The following is a 15,300-nucleotide window of genomic DNA, read 5'->3' as shown; positions in this document are numbered from 1 at the left end:
TTACGTTCGATTACATCCCCGTTACAAGCCGGGGATAGAGCAAAAGAGGCGGATGCCTAGAATCGTAACAAAAAATCATCTGCAAATACGAAGCCTTCCCAAATGAATCCCAAGAGCGCCATGAACGACTCCATTGCTGTTGTCCGCTGCGGTAGCCGCCTGCACCCGCTTGCCATCCTGGTCGCCATTGCCGTCAGCGGCAGCGCGGTGGCCGCCCAGGCCCAGCCCCTTGAGCTGCAAGCCACGCAGATTGACGACACGGCGCTGCTGTCGGCCGACGAAACCGGCCAGCTCGGCTATACCGTCGAAAGCACCCAGAGCTCTACCGGCCTCAAGCTGACCCCACGGCAAACGCCGCAGTCGGTGACCACCATCACCCGACAGCAGATGGACGATCGTGACGTTCGTTCCATCGAGCAGGCGCTGGATACTACACCAGGCGTCAGCGCGACCAAGTCCGAAGTCGGCGGGCGCACCGATTTCCGCGCCCGGGGTTACTCGATCAGCAACTGGAAGCTCGACGGTTTGCAGTTCCAGGGTGGCTCGGATTTCAACGGCGGCGGCAATGCGCTGAACATGGACCTCTACGAGCGCATCGATATCGTGCGCGGCGCCAACGGCCTGCTCGGCGGCACGGGCGACCCGTCGGCCACGGTCAACCTGATCCGCAAGGCGCCGACCCGCACCTTCGGCGGCAGCGCCTACGCCACCTACGGCAGCTGGGACAAACGCCGCCTCGGCGCCGACCTCAACCTGCCGCTGACTGAAGACGGCCGCCTGCGTTCGCGCCTGGTGATGACCCAGGGCGAGGCCAACTCGTTCCGCGACAACCAGTCCGAACGTTCCCGCGCGGCGCTGGCCAACTTCGAATTCGACCTCGACGACGCCACCACCCTCGGCGCTGGCTACCAGTACGAGTACAACAAGGTGGTCGGCGGCGGCTGGGGCGCGAACATCCCGCTGTGGTACCGCGACGGCAGCAAGACCGACCTGCCGCGCAGCACCAACGTGGTGCCGAGCTGGAGCTTCGGCGAGTACACCACCCGCACCGCCTTCGGCTCGCTGCAACACCGCTTCGATAACGACTGGACGCTGGACCTGAAAGCGGCCCAGAGCACTTCCGAGGTGCTCAACCACCGCGGCCTGGCCAAGGTCAACTCGGCCGGCCGTGGCAGCTACGGCGGCTACTGGAACCAGGACGGCAGCGGCGCCGTGCTCAATGGCCTGCACAGCTCCAGTGACACCACCCAGCAGTCGGCGCAGATCGACTTGTCTGGCCCGTTCCAGCTGTTCGGCCGCACCCATCAGGCGATGGTCGGCTACAACGACAGCCGCACCGTGGCCTGGTCGCCGCAATACACCTGCACCATGGTCGGCGCCAATCGTGCCAGCGCGCCGTCGCTGGGCTGCCAGTTCCGCGCCAACAACGGCTTGCCGATCAGCAACTGGGGCAACGGCGTGGACAGCGACTACGACATGATCGCCTCGCGCACCGGCCTGCACACCAAGACCACCACGCGCCTGCAAGGCATGTACGCCGCCACCCGCCTGAGCATCACCGACCCCCTGTCGGTCATCCTCGGCGTGCGCACCACCGACTACTCGGACACTACCCGCAGCGTCGCCGGCGTGCGCAGCAACCAGCAGAACAACGGCATCGTCACCCCCTACCTGGGCGCGGTGTACGACCTCAACGATACCTACTCGCTGTACGCCAGCTACACCGACATCTTCAACCCGCAGACCAACGAAACGGCCAGCGGCACCCGCGTCGAGCCCATCCGTGGCCAGAGCTACGAAACCGGCATCAAGGGCGAATGGCTGGACGGCCGGCTGAACGCCTCGGCGGCGTATTTCCGCACCAAGCAGGAAAACAAAGCCGTGCTCGACGACGGCCAGCTCACGCCAACCGGTAACGATGCCTACAAGGCAGGCACCGGCCAGGAAACCGACGGCATCGACCTGGAAATCGCCGGCGCCCTGACCCCGAACTGGAATGTGTATGCAGGCTACACCTACCTGCACTTCCGCCGCGTCGACAGCGACGGCCGCAGCGACCCCTCGCACCTGTTCAAGGCCTCCACCACCTATCGCCTGTCCGGCGCGCTGGACCGCCTGACCCTGGGGGCTGGGGTGAAAGCGCAGAGCAACATCCGCGCGGTCTCCAGCCCGGCTGGGCAGCCGGTGAATGGCGTGAGCAGCGGGGCGACCGATGTGAACTGGTCGGGGTATGCGATCTGGAATGCCATGGCCAAGTATCAGCTGACCGATGACACCTCGGTGAGCCTGAACGTCGATAACCTCCTCGACAAGCATTACTACACCCAGTATGGGTTCTACGCAGGGGCCATCTACGGCGATCCGCGGAACATGTCGGTGTCAGTTAGCACGGCGTTTTAAAAAGGAGGAACGTCCACGTTCTTATGCGCGCGCGATCCCTGGGGGCAGGGGTGGCGCGCGCTTCGTGGTGCAGGGAGGTAACTGTCGCGCTCAGTCTCCAGGGTCCCCGGCGGTCTGCTTGTGATGGGGTGACCGCTTCGCTCAATGATCAAACTCAGAGCGATATTTTTTGTGGGAGCAACTGTCTTCCTCGATTCCAGAGTCCAACGCAGTTCCTGTGAGCGCGGGCGAAGCTCATGCCATACAGGGAGTGGCGTAGGCGGCTGGCTCGTATGAGCTAGCCGGGACCGCTTTGCGGCTCATCCCAGCTCCAGGCCTTGCCCACATGGAGATTCTGGCTTGCAGGAACGAAGCACGACAGAAAAAGGTGTGCCTTTCGAAATCGTGTGTAGCGGCGGCAGACGAACGTTTCTGGTGTAAGGGCAGGGATTCGCGGGGCTGGAATTGGTGGATTTTGGGGTGTATCGCATTGCGTAGCTCTAAATAATCAGCCTCTCACGGCTATTTGCGGAATCGAATCAGCGTGTAACGGCCTTGTCCTTCGTCGGTTTGTGCTCATAAGGCGCTTGTCTGCTGAACAGAATTGCGCCACTGTAAAGACCATTGTCATTACAGTGAGCAAGCCATCATGGCATCCATCAATGTTCGTATCGACGACGATCTCAAAATCCGAGCCTACCGTGAGCTTGAGCGGTTGGGGGTTACGCCTTCCGAGCTCATGCGCCAAGCCTTGCAGTACGTCGCCGAGCGCGGGCAGTTGCCTTTTAAACCTGTGCTCATGACTGAAGAAGATGAGGCGCTGCTAGCGACGGTTCGCGAGCGCCTGGCAGACCCTCAACGCGTGAGGCTTTCGCTGGATGACCTATAGCCTTGAGTTCGATGCGCGAGCGCTAAAGGAATGGCAAAAGCTTGGGGATACGGTCCGGCAGCAACTCAAGAAAAAACTCGTCTCGGTTTTGCTGAATCCGAGGATTGAGGCGAACCGGCTATATAGCTTGCCGGACTGCTACAAGATCAAGCTGCGCAGTAGCGGCTACCGGTTGGTCTACTAGGATCGATCAGGAGGTTGTGGTTTTTGTGGTAGCTGTGGATAAGCGCGAGCGGGAACAGGCTTATCGCAAGGCGGCACAGCGAGGGGTAGGTAAAACGTCGTAACGAAAAACCCGTTAAAGGGCGGCTTTAGGGGCTTTCCCGGCATGCGGTAGAACGTAATGGAGGCACCAGACGAACGGTCCTGGTCGGCGACGTCTGTTTTTCCGATTCAAGCCCGCGCACTCATCTTGCTTGATGCAGAAATTTCTCAAGCCTTGTTAACGTCCTCTGACGGGTACCACCGCGTTTCCACCCTCGTCATCCCGCCAAGAATGTTGGGCGTTATCAGGGATCAAGGCCATGCGAGCTATGGGGGTGTCGTCTAACGCGGGACTGGCGTCTCCTTACGTCCGAGAAAGGGGATCTCATGATCTGGCCTCCTGAAGACCGTTACCGGTGGGCGGGTGGTGGCAGCACTGGCTGACGAGACCAGCGCCTGAAGATCCTGAGTCGGGTGCAGGCAGCAAAGTGATGCGCGCGGGATTCTAGAAATTGAGCTGGACAGCTGTGCAAATGGGGAATTGCGATGGAGCGTGGGGCGCGGCTGAAAAATAGAGGCCCACCTTTCGGTGAGTCTTTTTGATACTGCGTATGGTGCGCACCAGGAGTCGAAACTATTCATAACCATATGAATTGCAACGCTTTTTATTTCGTTTATTAGAGTTTCTATCTCTAAAACTATCCTCAGGCAGTCGCCAGCCGTTCATAGACGCAAGGAAATTCAATCCAGGATCCATGCGCGGGATGTAGGGCAGCCTCCAATGCTAGCGTCATACGAGAGACACAGCCTTTAAAGGTGGTAAGTGAAAAACCACCAAGCAGCGGTATTGCCATGCGCAGTGATAGCATTTAGCCTCACCTCAGACGATAGGTCTGGTATCCATCTCCCATAACCGCGTTGGCTTGTGAAGGGATGTGCCTTAGCTGATGGTGAGCCTCAGAAATTAACTGCATTGTTACGTGCAAAGGGAATTGTTATGGCTAACACTTATAATATCTATAAAGTCAAATCAGCCAAACTTGATCAACTGAAAGAGAAGCTGAAATCTGTTGGTTTGGTGGAGCAGAAAACTCTTGAAAAAGACGGGTACTTAAAGACTTTTTATTTTTCTGAGAAAGTCGAGGGTAACGAAGTTTGGTGGTGGAAGACTTATCGCGATTTTTTCAATGAAAATATTGAAGAGCCTAAAAATATCTTCAATTTTGCCGTTTTGATTTGCCAGAACAATGTAGATCCTGAAAAGATATTTGCTGTAAGTTTGGGTAAGTCGCACTTCTATCTTTCAAAATTTATACAGTTAGATTTTGGAATTGATCTTGCGCTGCATATGGCCGATGAGAGTTCGATACTTCTCAAGAAGAGCCGATATTTCACTGGTACGAAAAGACAAGAGGTTTCCTCGTACCAGCAGTTTCAGGTGAATAACTACGAGGCTGGTGAGTCTGTAGATCATATAAAATTAAAGGCGGCAGACAAAACTGTTTGGGGTAGCCGCAATATCATTTTTGCTGACTCTATCCAGATGGACATGGATAAGCAACCCATGCATCTTCCAGAAATATTCAAAATTATTGAATCTAGCTTTAATGACGATCAAATAATACATCTCCCAAAGCTTGAGTCCGCCAATGTAGATGTTTCAAATGATTTGGATCATCAGGCTCTTACTCACTTGAGAGATGGCGAAGGCAGTGTTGGGGTAGATCAATTTCATGTAAGCGGTGTCTCGATATGTTTCAGCTTTCATGACTATGACTATGTCATCAAAGCGAAGAGCGGCGAAGGAAAACTCCTAAGTCAGCAGCTCGGCAATACTATGGATATTGAAGCAGTTTCGAGATTTCTCGTTGAAAATCCAGAAATTGACGATATAAATAATGTGTCGGTTCAGTTTAAAAATGAAGATGCTGGACGTTTTACGAAAAACCTCAAAGAACTGCTGGACATGCCAGTCGTGTGGGGTGAGCAGCAATATTTTTTGAAAAATGGCGAATGGTTCTTTTTTAACCAGGTTTTCATGGATTACCTGAAACGGTCTCTCAGCGGTATTGACGTTATTCTCGAAGAGCAGTTGATCGAAACAGAGTTTGCTGCGTGGCAAGAAAATAAGCGAGCTAATCGAAAAGCCGGAGATGACAAAGTCGATTATCGCGAAGCCTATTTCAATCAAAAAATATGCAGTGAGCGCGGATATACGCTTTTAGATAGAGAACTTACCGCGATTCGCTCGTTAGAAAAAAAGAAAAGAAATTATCAAGTTGAAATTGCCGATATTTACCATAAAGGTGAAATAATATCGGTAAAAATATCAAAAAAGAAACAGGAGCTTATTTATAATATTGAGCAGTCGAAAGACTCGATAACGCTTATTAAGAATAATCAAATAAAGTTTAGTAAAAAGCTTACTTCTGCTGCGATATGGTTTGTATTCGAAGAGGATATTAAAACCATCACGGATGTTAACTCCATCCAGTTTCTATTGGCTGTAGAGGCCTGGAAGAAATTAGTGGTCGGATATGCGCTCAAGCCAAAAATTTATATATCGCGTCATATAAGATAGTCCTCAGGCAACCATAGTGGTGTCGCTGCGCCTAGTGCCACTGTGGACTAGGCCCTGCAATGATTGCTGTCCAGTGTGGAAGGGTAATTGCTGTTTGTTTATTCATGGATGGTCTTCATTGTTCATCTTCCTATTGTTTGGATTGCTACTGTAAAGAGCAAAGAAATACGGCCCCGCCAGTATGCTTCCGGATAAGTAGACTGCCCATGTGTCTAGGCCAGTCAGACTTTTTATCAAGCCTGCGCCGGCGCTAAACACTGTTCCGTAAAGAGTGGCTCTTATGTACAGGTTTGAGTAGAGAATATTTGGTGATTCAAGCAAGAAAAGGGCTATCTGCTTGTCAGCAACGCTTTGCCTAATTCTATTTGCTTTCTGGATGCCGTAGCTGCAAATCAACCCAAAAATAAAGAAAAGAACAAGTAGCGCGATCGTAAATGTGCGCTCAGAAGATAATTCTATGTTAAAAAATGGAATTGTATAATTGGTTTTTCCTTCTTTGGAAATTACCATTGAGTATGCAACCGCACAAACTATTAATCCTGACACCAGCGCTCGTTGAGCCAGTGCAAGCGCTTCATTGTAATAAGCTACCTTTAATTCTTCAATGCTCAAAACTTATAGTCCTATGGTTGCTTGTTGATAAAGTTCAGGTGAGAGCTCGGTATATAGTTTTCTGCGATCTTGAATGGCTCGCTTTCATTTAGCAATGACATTTTTCCGTTCGTTAATATTAATCTCAAGGCTGTTATTTCTCTGCGCGCCATCCGAATTCTTCAGCGTGCCACTGGAAATAGCTAGCGCTTCCGGGCCACTTATCAACACTTCTGCCTACAAGGAATTTCACAGTGTCCTCTAAGTTTGCTGATAGCTCTCTTCGTGGGTTATGCAGAATTTTCCCATCCACAACGTATACAAAGCCATATTCAAATAAGCTGTCACAGCCTAATGAGCACATGAGCATGGCTATGTTGTCGAAGTCCAAGCGCTCAGCCTTGCTGCACTTATTCCTAGGCTTAATGTGCGCTGCCACCAAAAGCTCTTTAGGAAGAGACTTCCCGCAAATTCCGCAACATCCAGTGTGGTAGCCTCCGAGTAAAAATGTGCGTAGAAAAACCTGCTCAACCCTATAATTGCTAACTGCTGGGTGATCTAAACTATCTCGGTCGGCGAATGATTTCAAGAAACCTATAATATCTAACGACGGCTCATCAGTTTCTTCAAAAATCAAGCTGTTCTTGGTAATGTACGATGGTGCATTGCCTATGCTGAGGTTTGACAAGCGAGCGCCGAACCCTGCACGTACTAACGCGGACAGCTCATCTTCGTCGGCTACTCGAACATAGTCCGCCTTAAATTTCGAGGTTGTGGCTACGTAACGCCCGTCTGGATGTAGGTGAGGGTACTGCCGCATTCCTTTATGCGGACCTGATTTGATCAGCGCGTAAAATGGAGAATTTTTTTTCATCATATGTCCATGGGAATAATATTCTGAATCATCAGAAAATCACGGTAAAATAAGGTCTATGAATAGCAGCCCGGCATGTGAAAGTCATCTTTTTTTGGTTGATTGCCGCCTATGCGAAACCTTCGCAGAGTACGCGCGTGAGTCATCTCTGGTTCGATTTTTGTTGGTCGTGACCATTTATATGACGCATTATTTAGAGATTGAAAGCCCATGATTTCTCTAGGCGCCTAGAGAGCAACCGCAGAGTAAGCAGATAATAATACCGCGTCGTCTCATTGCGATCAGCGAGATAACAATCAAGAAACCAAATCAAATGCTTTCTCTGCCAAGCCCATGGTGTCTCTCGCTGCCAACGCTTTGCAATTTCATACTGGATGGTCTTCGCTTGCCGCAAATGACGTTTCTGCGTTGAATGCGATCCGGTAAGCATTCCACCCAAAAACAGCTCCATGTCAAATTGCTTACTCATGCCCGCCCGCCAATGTAAGCTTCGACCACGTCAATTCGACCATGCCCTAGCTCATGGCTGATTTGCGTCCGCGCCTCACGATCAAGGTTCCTGTCTACTTGGCAACATTGGCCGCCGTTGATAGGTGCGCGATGTTGGGTAATTTGCTCATAGCGCTCACATGCGTACGCCGCACGTAGCTCGTGGAAGCCCTTGAGGTTGAGTGCATGCAGGATGTCCCGCGCCGGGCGGATAATTTGTTGCAGAAGACTTAGGTAGCTTTCCTGTGGCGCAATCATGTTGCGGCTACCCGCAGGCGAAACTTGCTGTGCAAACCCAAGCGCCTCGCGAACTTGGTCGTTCACCGAAATCCAACGGGGCGCCGAGGCGCCGGCGCGGCCGCCTTTGGTGCCTTCCTGAATGTTAATCCTGCCTAGCTCTTTAGCTTCACGGCTTAGTCGTGGCAGATCCGCCAAGATGGCCTCACGCAAGCGCATACCAGTGGCTCGCGCCAACAGAACAATCGCGGCGACTCGTTGCTGATGATGGAGGCAAAGCGCATGGGCGATCTGCTGAACCTGTTCGCGGTTTTGGCCTTGCGGCACCGACTGTCGAACCCCGGTGCGCTGCATGCCCAGTGCCTTGCTCGGGCTGGACAATTTCACGCACTGATCACCGCGAAGCGCCGCCATGGTCCTGTTAACGCTGGATAGCCGGTTTTGTGCGGTGCTGACGGCGAGGTCACCGCGCCCAACCAGGTCGCGCAGATACGCCGCATAGTCGGCCAACACTTTGCGATCAATCTGCCGCGCATCATTGATACCGGGCCCCTGTTCGGAGCGGCACCACTTCACGAATGCCTGCCACCGATCACAGTGTGCCTTCACCGTGCCGTAATGACCGCCACCGAACATGTCTTTCAGCGCCTGCGGCCCTGCATGACTCAATTTCCTGCCGTAGCCGAAGTTACGACCATCGCGCCTACTCACTAATGCCATGTCAGTCACCTCATCTACCGTTCTCCGATCCTCGCCCCACGTCATCCCGCCAAGAATGTTGAGTGTTATCAGGGATCAAGGCCCCTGCGACCTGTGGGGATGTCCTCTAACGCGGGACTGGCGGCTCCTTACGACCGGGAGCAAGGGCATCTCATGATCTGGCCTCCTGAGCACCGTTACCGGTGGGCGGGTGGAGGCTGCATTGGCTGACGAGACCAGTGCCGCGAGATCCTGAGCCGGGTGAACGCAGCAATGTGATGACCGGGGCATGCCTGACTGTCAGTCAGGTGCAGTCCATTCCCTGGTCTGCGGCACCATCATCTACATCGCTGTTGCTGGCGACATCGGCGTTTGTCACGCCGATTGTCACGAGTGAAGCTGCCGCAAAGCCAAATGCAATGAGGGCTGCAGCAGTGTTAGACGCGCCCGTCTCTTTCCAGGAGAAAGAGACGGGCGCAGGTTGGCGCACGCGAAATGGCCAAGCGAATAGGTTGCTGTTGAGCAGAAGGGTAGGGTGGTTGCCGCAGGGGCAACGATATTGAGTTGGCATCCATCACATGGGTAGTGACCGTACGAGCTGCCGGACGCGAATCGTACTTGCGGGTGAACCACCGCGGGGGCGGCGTGACCTTAAAGGTTCGGGTCACCTGGGGTGCTGTCATCGACAGCTCTTGCGACTCCCGGTCTACGCTTGTGGACAATATTCGTCAAGCAGCGCGATATGTGGCTCATCTGCCGTTCGATGGCCGTCTCTGACCACAGCCCGGACTCTACCAGCGCACTGCACGCCATGGCTCGGAACCCGTGGCCGCAAATATCCACCTTGGTGTCGTAGCCCATCGTCCTGAGCGCGGCATTCACTGTGTTCTCGGACATCGGCTTCCAAGGTTTGGCATCTCCCGCGAACACTAGGTCGAATTTGCCGGTGATCGCGTGGATCTGCTCAAGCAAGGCCACTGCTTGCGGCGATAAGGGTACAACGTGAATGTCTCCGGCCATTTTCGTACCCCTCGTGGAAAACGGTACGCCGTCCAGCGCCGGGCGAGTGTCGGGAATCTCCCAGATGCCGCGATTGAGGTCGAACTCGTTCCAGCGGGCGAAGCGCAGTTCGCTGGAGCGTACGAATACATGCAACGACAGCATCACCGTGAGGCGCGTGAGCGGGCGACCTCTATAGTCCTCGATGCACGCCAATAGCTCTGGGAGTCGCGATAAGGGTAGTGCGGGTCTGTGAGTTACCCGTGGTGTCTTGATCGAGCCATCGAGGTCGTGAGCCGGGTTCGCGTTGATCAGCCGCAGCCGTTTGGCTTCACGCATAATGCTTTGCAGGTAGTTCTTGATCCTGAGCGCCACGTCGATGGTGCCGCGCTTCGTCACGGCTTCCAGTGGCTGCATGAGGTCGTGGGTGTCCAACTCAACGATTGCTCTGGCACCGATCAAAGGGAATACGTGAGTTTTCAATCGGCTAAGTACAGTCTTGGCGTGGCCGGGCGCCCACTTCGGCACCATGCTCGCATACCAGTCGAGCGCAACGCTTTCGAAGGTCCGGCCGTTGATCACGGCCTGAGTCTTGGTTTGTTGCTTGTACTGGATGGGGTCTATGCCGTTGGCGAGCTGCTGCTTGATCTCGGAGCGCTTGCGGCGTGCGTCGCCCAGCCCGACCACCGGGTAGCTGCCAAGGGCGGTCAGGCCTTCGCGGCCATCGGGTTTAACGTACCTGAGCCGCCAGCCCTTGCGGGCGTTGGGTTGCACAAGCAGGTAAAGACCGTCGCCGTCGAAGAGCTTGTACTCGCGCTCTCTGGGCTTTGCCGTGCGACAGGCGGTGTCCGTAAGCGGGGCAGTGGTCCGGGCCATAAGGGTAGTCTCCCATATCGAAACGGACCTCTATCCTTAAAACTACCCTTATTAGCGCTGGCTACCCTCGGAATCCGACGGAACGCCAAAACGAAAAAACCCGCCAGAAGGCGGGTTTTTCGGGGGTTCCAGAGATTTTGAAAGCTTTCTATGGAACCTTGAATGGTGCCGGCACCAGGAATCGAACCCGGGACCTACTGATTACAAGTCAGTTGCTCTACCATCTGAGCTATACCGGCGATGGGGCGTCATTATAACGATCGGTTGGCGCCTGTAAACCACTTATGTGCGAAAGCGTGAAAATAGCCTAAGTCACCGACTCAGAAGGATATTTTCTTACCAGCCGCGGTGGATGGTATTGACGCTTGGCTCGGTCTGGCCAGGGTTGAAAAACAGCTTGTCGTTGTCGCAGCCGCGCTTGCGGCAGGGGGCTTCGTGGCGCATGGAGAGGCCGCGGTCGCCGCCGAGTTGCATGCCAGGTGTGTTCCAGTCCAGCTTGCTGCCGGGGTGTGCGGGCTGGCTGGTGGTGCAGGCGCCGAGGGTCAGGGTGAAGGCCAGCAGGGCGAGGGTCTTGGCGTGAGGCACGATGGTTTAGTCCGTTAGTCCATGGTCGATTCTGGCGCAATGCCAGATGGCCGCGGGGCTGGCGGGCAGCGGGCGGCTCGGGTTCTGATGAATCGGAGCGCGGATGATACACCGTCCAGCGTTTTCGGGGGTGAGCCCCACACTGATCTAAGCGCAGTTTGTGAGGAAATTCCGAACTTGAGACCAAATGCTTCTGAAACTAGGTCTTTGGGAATTATCCTACGCGGGCCGCTGAAGTATCGCTCTTGGCGCTCTCGCTCCATGGGGATAACGTTTCCCGGTCGTTTCGGCGACCGGGTGTGAGAACCCGTTGCGAATAAGCGGTAGCCCTTATGGCAGCCTTACGCGGGCAGGCTTCGGTCTGGCCGAGCTTTCTTATTCCCTCGGTTTCTCACCCCGCGTACGGCTGCCACCCCAATTCGTGAGAAAGATTGGGATGGCATGTCTTTTCCACGGAATAAGGATACTGCCATGAAAAAGATCGTCCCCGACCCACCCCACCTACTCGTCCAAAACCCCTTCATCACCGCCTACAGCGACATCACCCCCGAAGACGCCCTGCACAACGCCTACGACCTCATGCGCGGCGTAGCCGACACCATCGACGAACACTGCCGCCTGCATGCCGGAAAACGGGGCCTGCCGACGCTGGCCAGCGCCTCCCAGGCAGTGGACGCCGCCCTGATCCTCTTTCAGCACGCAATTACGACCTTGAACGCAAAAGAGGACAAAGCCGATGACTGATCATCCAGGGCCGAGAGTCACAGCCGGCACTGTCACCTTCCTTCAGGCCGGCAATTCGTCCCACAACCTTTTCGGCGTACAACCGGGCGTCCCTGTGGAAGGCGCTTACGAACACGTCACGGTGCTCCTGGGCTACATCACGCATTTAGTGCGCGAAGGCGACATGGAAGATGACCACAAACTGCTCGGCGCAGCCGACTATCTATTGGCCATGGCCAAAGCGCTGATGAACGACATCGAGCTTGCGAAAAACAAGCCGCTGTGACTTGACATAATTTGCTTATGCACAAGCGGCATTGCCATTTCCAGCGAAAGGCATGCCGCTCTTATATACCACTTGTCTTTGCGAAAATACCTGTTTTTGCTGGGCTTGCAGCCTGCTGCGGAATAAGCCAGGCGTTTGAAATAGCCCTCGGCTCCAAGCATTAATCAAAAGCTTGTTCACAGACTTATCCACAGGTTGTGCTGCGGCTATCGGTCACGCTCGGCCAGCAGCAAAAGGTTGCGCGGCGTCAGTGGGTAGTCGCAGAACGTACCGAGGCGCACCTTGTAGCCCTGTTCCTCGAGGAACAGCGCGCGATCGAGCACCAGCCACATTTCCAGCGGGCGGCGGAACAGGTTGCGTACCCGTTCCAGGTTGCGCACCTGGGCCAGGCGCTGCCAGCCAGCGGCTTCGAGACGAGTCCAGTCTGGCGTGCCCTGTATGTCCACTTGGCGCAGCGCGGCGAGTTCTCGGCAGTAGTACTCGAATGTCTTGTCCAGCCAGGCGACTGGCAAGGACGGTGTGGGTAAATAGTCGTCGCACTGGCGCTGCTCGCGCTGCAACAGATCGAAGCCCAGGCGGCGGGCCATGGAAAGGTCACGCTGGCGACGCACGCGGGCGCCGGCGGTGACCGTTTCAGACAGGGGCAGGCCGAGGTCGAGCATATCCAGCTGCAATGCCGAGGCCTGCGCGGCTGTGGATAACGGCTGGTAGCGCTCGCCTGGAATGCGGTTGTAACAGCACGGCGCCACGGCGAGGTGCCGGCAGCCCTGTTCGCTGGCTTGGCGCAGCAGGTGCACATGCAGCTCGCCGCAGGCATGCAGGGCCACGACACTTTTATCCACGGTCAGGTAATCAGTGCTGCCGGCAGCCATGACGTCCTGGTGCACATGGGTAGCCGGCAGACGGTGATGGTCGCTCAAGGCCTGGCCGGCTGCGACCAGATTGGCGTCGTACTCCAGGCACGTCAGCTGCTGGCCTGGTTGCAGCAGACGGCGGCCCAAGTGGCCTTTGCCTGCGCACCAGTCCAGCCAATGTCGGGTGTTTTCACGAAACGCCAGGCGACGGCTGAAGGCTTCGATTTGTTGCCACTTGCGGCCCGGAACATTGACGTCGAGGCGGTGGCCTGCGCTGGGAAGGCCTGCGTCCGGGAGCTCACCAACGGCAGACAGGTGCTTGGCCTGGGTGGCGAGCTGCGAGTAGGGCGCGGGCAGGCGTTCAGCGCCAGCCTCGGTTTCGGCCTCCTCGAGCGTGCACTGGCGCAAGTGGGTAGCCAGCTCGGGATACTGGCGCTCCCAGCCCAGCTGTAGGCAGGTGAACGGCCTTGGCTTCCACAGCCCCTGGTACTCGGTCAGAAACTGATCGAGGCCTTGAAAGCGGTCAAGCAGCTGATAGCCGTGGAGGTAGGCGGGCATGGTACCGGGCTTGTTGTGGGTAAGTTGTCGGGCCTGTCCGTCGAGCAGGCCCGCGAAGGCTCAACGCCCCTGGCAGGCATCCACGCGCAGCCAGCGCTCGAGCAGCTTGAAGCCTTGCACCAGCACGAACGAGATCAGCAGGTAGAACAACCCGGCAGCGAAGAAGATCTCCACCGGCAGGTAGGTGCGGGCGATGATGGTGCGGGCCATGCCGGTCAGCTCCAGCAGGGTTACGGTGCTGGCCAGGGCGCTGGCCTTGAGCATCAGGATCACTTCGTTGCTGTAGGCCGGCAGGCCGATGCGTGCGGCGCGGGGCAGCATGATGTAGAACAGCGTCTTGCCCCGCGACATGCCCAGCGCCCGCGCCGCCTCGATTTCACCCTTGGGGATCGACTGCAACGCACCGCGCAGGATCTCGGCGATGTAGGCGGCGGTGTGCAAGGTCATGGTCAGCACCGTGCACCAGAACGGATCGCGCAGGTAGGGCCACAGCGAGCTGGAGCGCACCGCCTCGAACTGCGCCAGGCCGTAGTAGACCAAGAACAGCTGCACCAGCAGCGGCGTGCCGCGGAAGAAGAAGATGTAGCTGAACGGCAGCGCGCGCACGTACCAGTGCCGCGAGGAGCGGGCGATACCCAGCGGGATCGCCAGGATCAGCCCGGCGACCACGGCGATGGCCACCAGCTCCAAGGTCAGGGTCGCGCCCTGGGCCAGGCGCGGCAGCCACTTGATGATGACTTCCCAATTCATTTATTCGGCCCTCGCAAAGCCGCGAGCGGCGCGTTTTTCCATGAAGTACATGCCGGTCATGGCGATGACGGTCAGGCTCAGGTAAATGCAGGCCGCCACCATGTAGAAGGTGAACGGCTCCTTGGTCACGGTCACGCCGATCTGGGCGTGGCGCATGATTTCTTCCAGGCCGATCACCGACACCAGCGCGGTGTCTTTCATCAGGATCATGAACAAGTTACCCAGGCCGGGCAGGGCGATGCGCCACATCTGCGGCAGAATGATCCGCGACAGGATGCGCCCCTTGGACAGGCCCAGTGCCTGGCCCGCCTCGCGGTGGCCTTTGGGAATGGCCAGGATCGCGCCGCGAAACACTTCGGTGGCATAGGCCCCGAAGCACAGGCCCAGGGCGATGACCCCGGCGGCGAAGGCGCTGAGCTCCAGGCCCGGCAGGTTCAGGGCTTCACCGAGGCTGTTCATCAAGCCGACGGTGCCGAAGTAGATGAGCAGCACCCACAGCAGCTCGGGCACGCCGCGCACCAGGGTCGAGTAGAAGCCACCAAGCCACTGCAGCGGCTTGATCGAGGAAGTCTTGGCCAGGGCGCCGAGCAGGCCCAGCACCAGCCCCAACAGCAGGGCGCAAAGCGCCAGTTTAACGGTCATCAGGGTGCCAGCCAGCATGGCCGGACCGAATCCGTGCAAGTCGATATTCATGGGCAGGTCATTCTAGGGACTTGCGCGCCGCCA

The 15,300-nt window shown here is 56.2% G+C and carries 13 protein-coding genes, 1 tRNA gene and 2 pseudogenes; 6 read left to right on the top strand and 10 right to left on the bottom strand.

Annotated elements, in window-relative coordinates; genetic code table 11:
- The first annotated feature begins 120 nt into the window (after positions 1–120).
- The 4 genes and pseudogenes from ACLEJW_RS06040 to ACLEJW_RS06025 all read left to right on the top strand — a co-directional run bounded on the left by ACLEJW_RS06040 (position 121) and on the right by ACLEJW_RS06025 (position 6,053).
- Positions 121–2,400, top strand: coding sequence for a TonB-dependent siderophore receptor (locus ACLEJW_RS06040; RefSeq protein ID WP_440777224.1), 2,280 nt, complete (start codon positions 121–123; stop codon positions 2,398–2,400).
- A gap of 628 nt (positions 2,401–3,028) precedes the next feature.
- Entirely contained in the window at positions 3,029–3,268 is a 240-nt protein-coding gene (locus tag ACLEJW_RS06035) for a type II toxin-antitoxin system RelB/DinJ family antitoxin (RefSeq protein ID WP_440777223.1), read from the top strand.
- Positions 3,258–3,555: pseudogene (locus ACLEJW_RS06030) on the top strand (type II toxin-antitoxin system RelE family toxin). Before ACLEJW_RS06035 ends, ACLEJW_RS06030 begins: the two are co-directional and overlap by 11 nt.
- 914 nt (positions 3,556–4,469) lie before the next feature.
- Positions 4,470–6,053: a DUF6119 family protein gene (locus ACLEJW_RS06025; protein WP_440777222.1), complete on the top strand. Its 1,584-nt coding sequence runs from the start codon at positions 4,470–4,472 to the stop codon at positions 6,051–6,053.
- A 102-nt stretch (positions 6,054–6,155) separates the two neighbouring features.
- Here the strand turns inward: ACLEJW_RS06025 and ACLEJW_RS06020 are convergent, their stop codons facing one another.
- The 7 genes and pseudogenes from ACLEJW_RS06020 to ACLEJW_RS05990 form a co-directional block, all read right to left on the bottom strand.
- Positions 6,156–6,665, bottom strand: a complete 510-nt coding sequence (locus tag ACLEJW_RS06020; RefSeq protein ID WP_182363003.1) for a hypothetical protein — start codon at positions 6,663–6,665, stop codon at positions 6,156–6,158.
- A 133-nt stretch (positions 6,666–6,798) separates the two neighbouring features.
- Positions 6,799–7,518 carry a hypothetical protein gene (locus ACLEJW_RS06015; protein WP_440777221.1) on the bottom strand — a complete coding sequence of 240 codons (720 nt, stop codon included), beginning with the start codon at positions 7,516–7,518 and terminating at the stop codon, positions 6,799–6,801.
- A gap of 193 nt (positions 7,519–7,711) precedes the next feature.
- The gene (locus ACLEJW_RS06010; RefSeq protein WP_401348110.1) at positions 7,712–7,987 is read right to left on the bottom strand and encodes a hypothetical protein; all 276 of its coding nucleotides are present in this window, start codon (positions 7,985–7,987) and stop codon (positions 7,712–7,714) included.
- Positions 7,984–8,964, bottom strand: coding sequence for an integrase domain-containing protein (locus ACLEJW_RS06005; RefSeq protein ID WP_440777220.1), 981 nt, complete (start codon positions 8,962–8,964; stop codon positions 7,984–7,986). Before ACLEJW_RS06005 ends, ACLEJW_RS06010 begins: the two co-directional genes overlap by 4 nt.
- 714 nt (positions 8,965–9,678) lie before the next feature.
- Positions 9,679–10,818: pseudogene (locus ACLEJW_RS06000) on the bottom strand (tyrosine-type recombinase/integrase); the annotation flags it as partial.
- Between the two features lie 163 nt (positions 10,819–10,981).
- Positions 10,982–11,057, bottom strand: a tRNA-Thr gene (locus tag ACLEJW_RS05995).
- A 97-nt stretch (positions 11,058–11,154) separates the two neighbouring features.
- On the bottom strand, positions 11,155–11,403 hold the full coding sequence (locus ACLEJW_RS05990; RefSeq protein ID WP_409525556.1) for a hypothetical protein: 249 nt from the start codon (positions 11,401–11,403) through the stop codon (positions 11,155–11,157).
- Positions 11,404–11,874: 471 nt separating this feature from the next.
- Here ACLEJW_RS05990 and ACLEJW_RS05985 point away from each other — a divergent pair, with 471 nt between their 5' ends.
- Both ACLEJW_RS05985 and ACLEJW_RS05980 read left to right on the top strand, forming a co-directional pair.
- Positions 11,875–12,147: a hypothetical protein gene (locus ACLEJW_RS05985; RefSeq protein ID WP_440777219.1), complete on the top strand. Its 273-nt coding sequence runs from the start codon at positions 11,875–11,877 to the stop codon at positions 12,145–12,147.
- Positions 12,140–12,412, top strand: a complete 273-nt coding sequence (locus ACLEJW_RS05980) for a DUF3077 domain-containing protein (protein ID WP_440777218.1) — start codon at positions 12,140–12,142, stop codon at positions 12,410–12,412. The genes ACLEJW_RS05985 and ACLEJW_RS05980 overlap by 8 nt, the downstream gene beginning before the upstream one ends.
- Before the next feature lie 206 nt (positions 12,413–12,618).
- Here ACLEJW_RS05980 and ACLEJW_RS05975 read toward each other — a convergent pair whose 3' ends face one another.
- Genes ACLEJW_RS05975 through ACLEJW_RS05965 form a run of 3 tightly spaced genes read right to left on the bottom strand, consistent with a single transcriptional unit; the run spans position 12,619 to position 15,267 of the window.
- Positions 12,619–13,824, bottom strand: a complete 1,206-nt coding sequence (locus ACLEJW_RS05975; protein WP_440777217.1) for a methyltransferase — start codon at positions 13,822–13,824, stop codon at positions 12,619–12,621.
- Positions 13,825–13,884: 60 nt separating this feature from the next.
- The gene (locus ACLEJW_RS05970) at positions 13,885–14,574 is read right to left on the bottom strand and encodes an ABC transporter permease (RefSeq protein WP_145183842.1); all 690 of its coding nucleotides are present in this window, start codon (positions 14,572–14,574) and stop codon (positions 13,885–13,887) included.
- Positions 14,575–15,267 carry an ABC transporter permease gene (locus tag ACLEJW_RS05965; RefSeq protein ID WP_145183839.1) on the bottom strand — a complete coding sequence of 231 codons (693 nt, stop codon included), beginning with the start codon at positions 15,265–15,267 and terminating at the stop codon, positions 14,575–14,577.
- Between the last annotated feature and the right edge of the window lie 33 nt (positions 15,268–15,300).

The sequence above is a fragment of the Pseudomonas sp. SMSB3 genome (assembly GCF_052041965.1).
Taxonomy (GTDB): domain Bacteria; phylum Pseudomonadota; class Gammaproteobacteria; order Pseudomonadales; family Pseudomonadaceae; genus Aquipseudomonas.
Note: the sequence above shows the minus strand (reverse complement) of the source record. Positions and strands in the feature narration are given on the sequence as shown.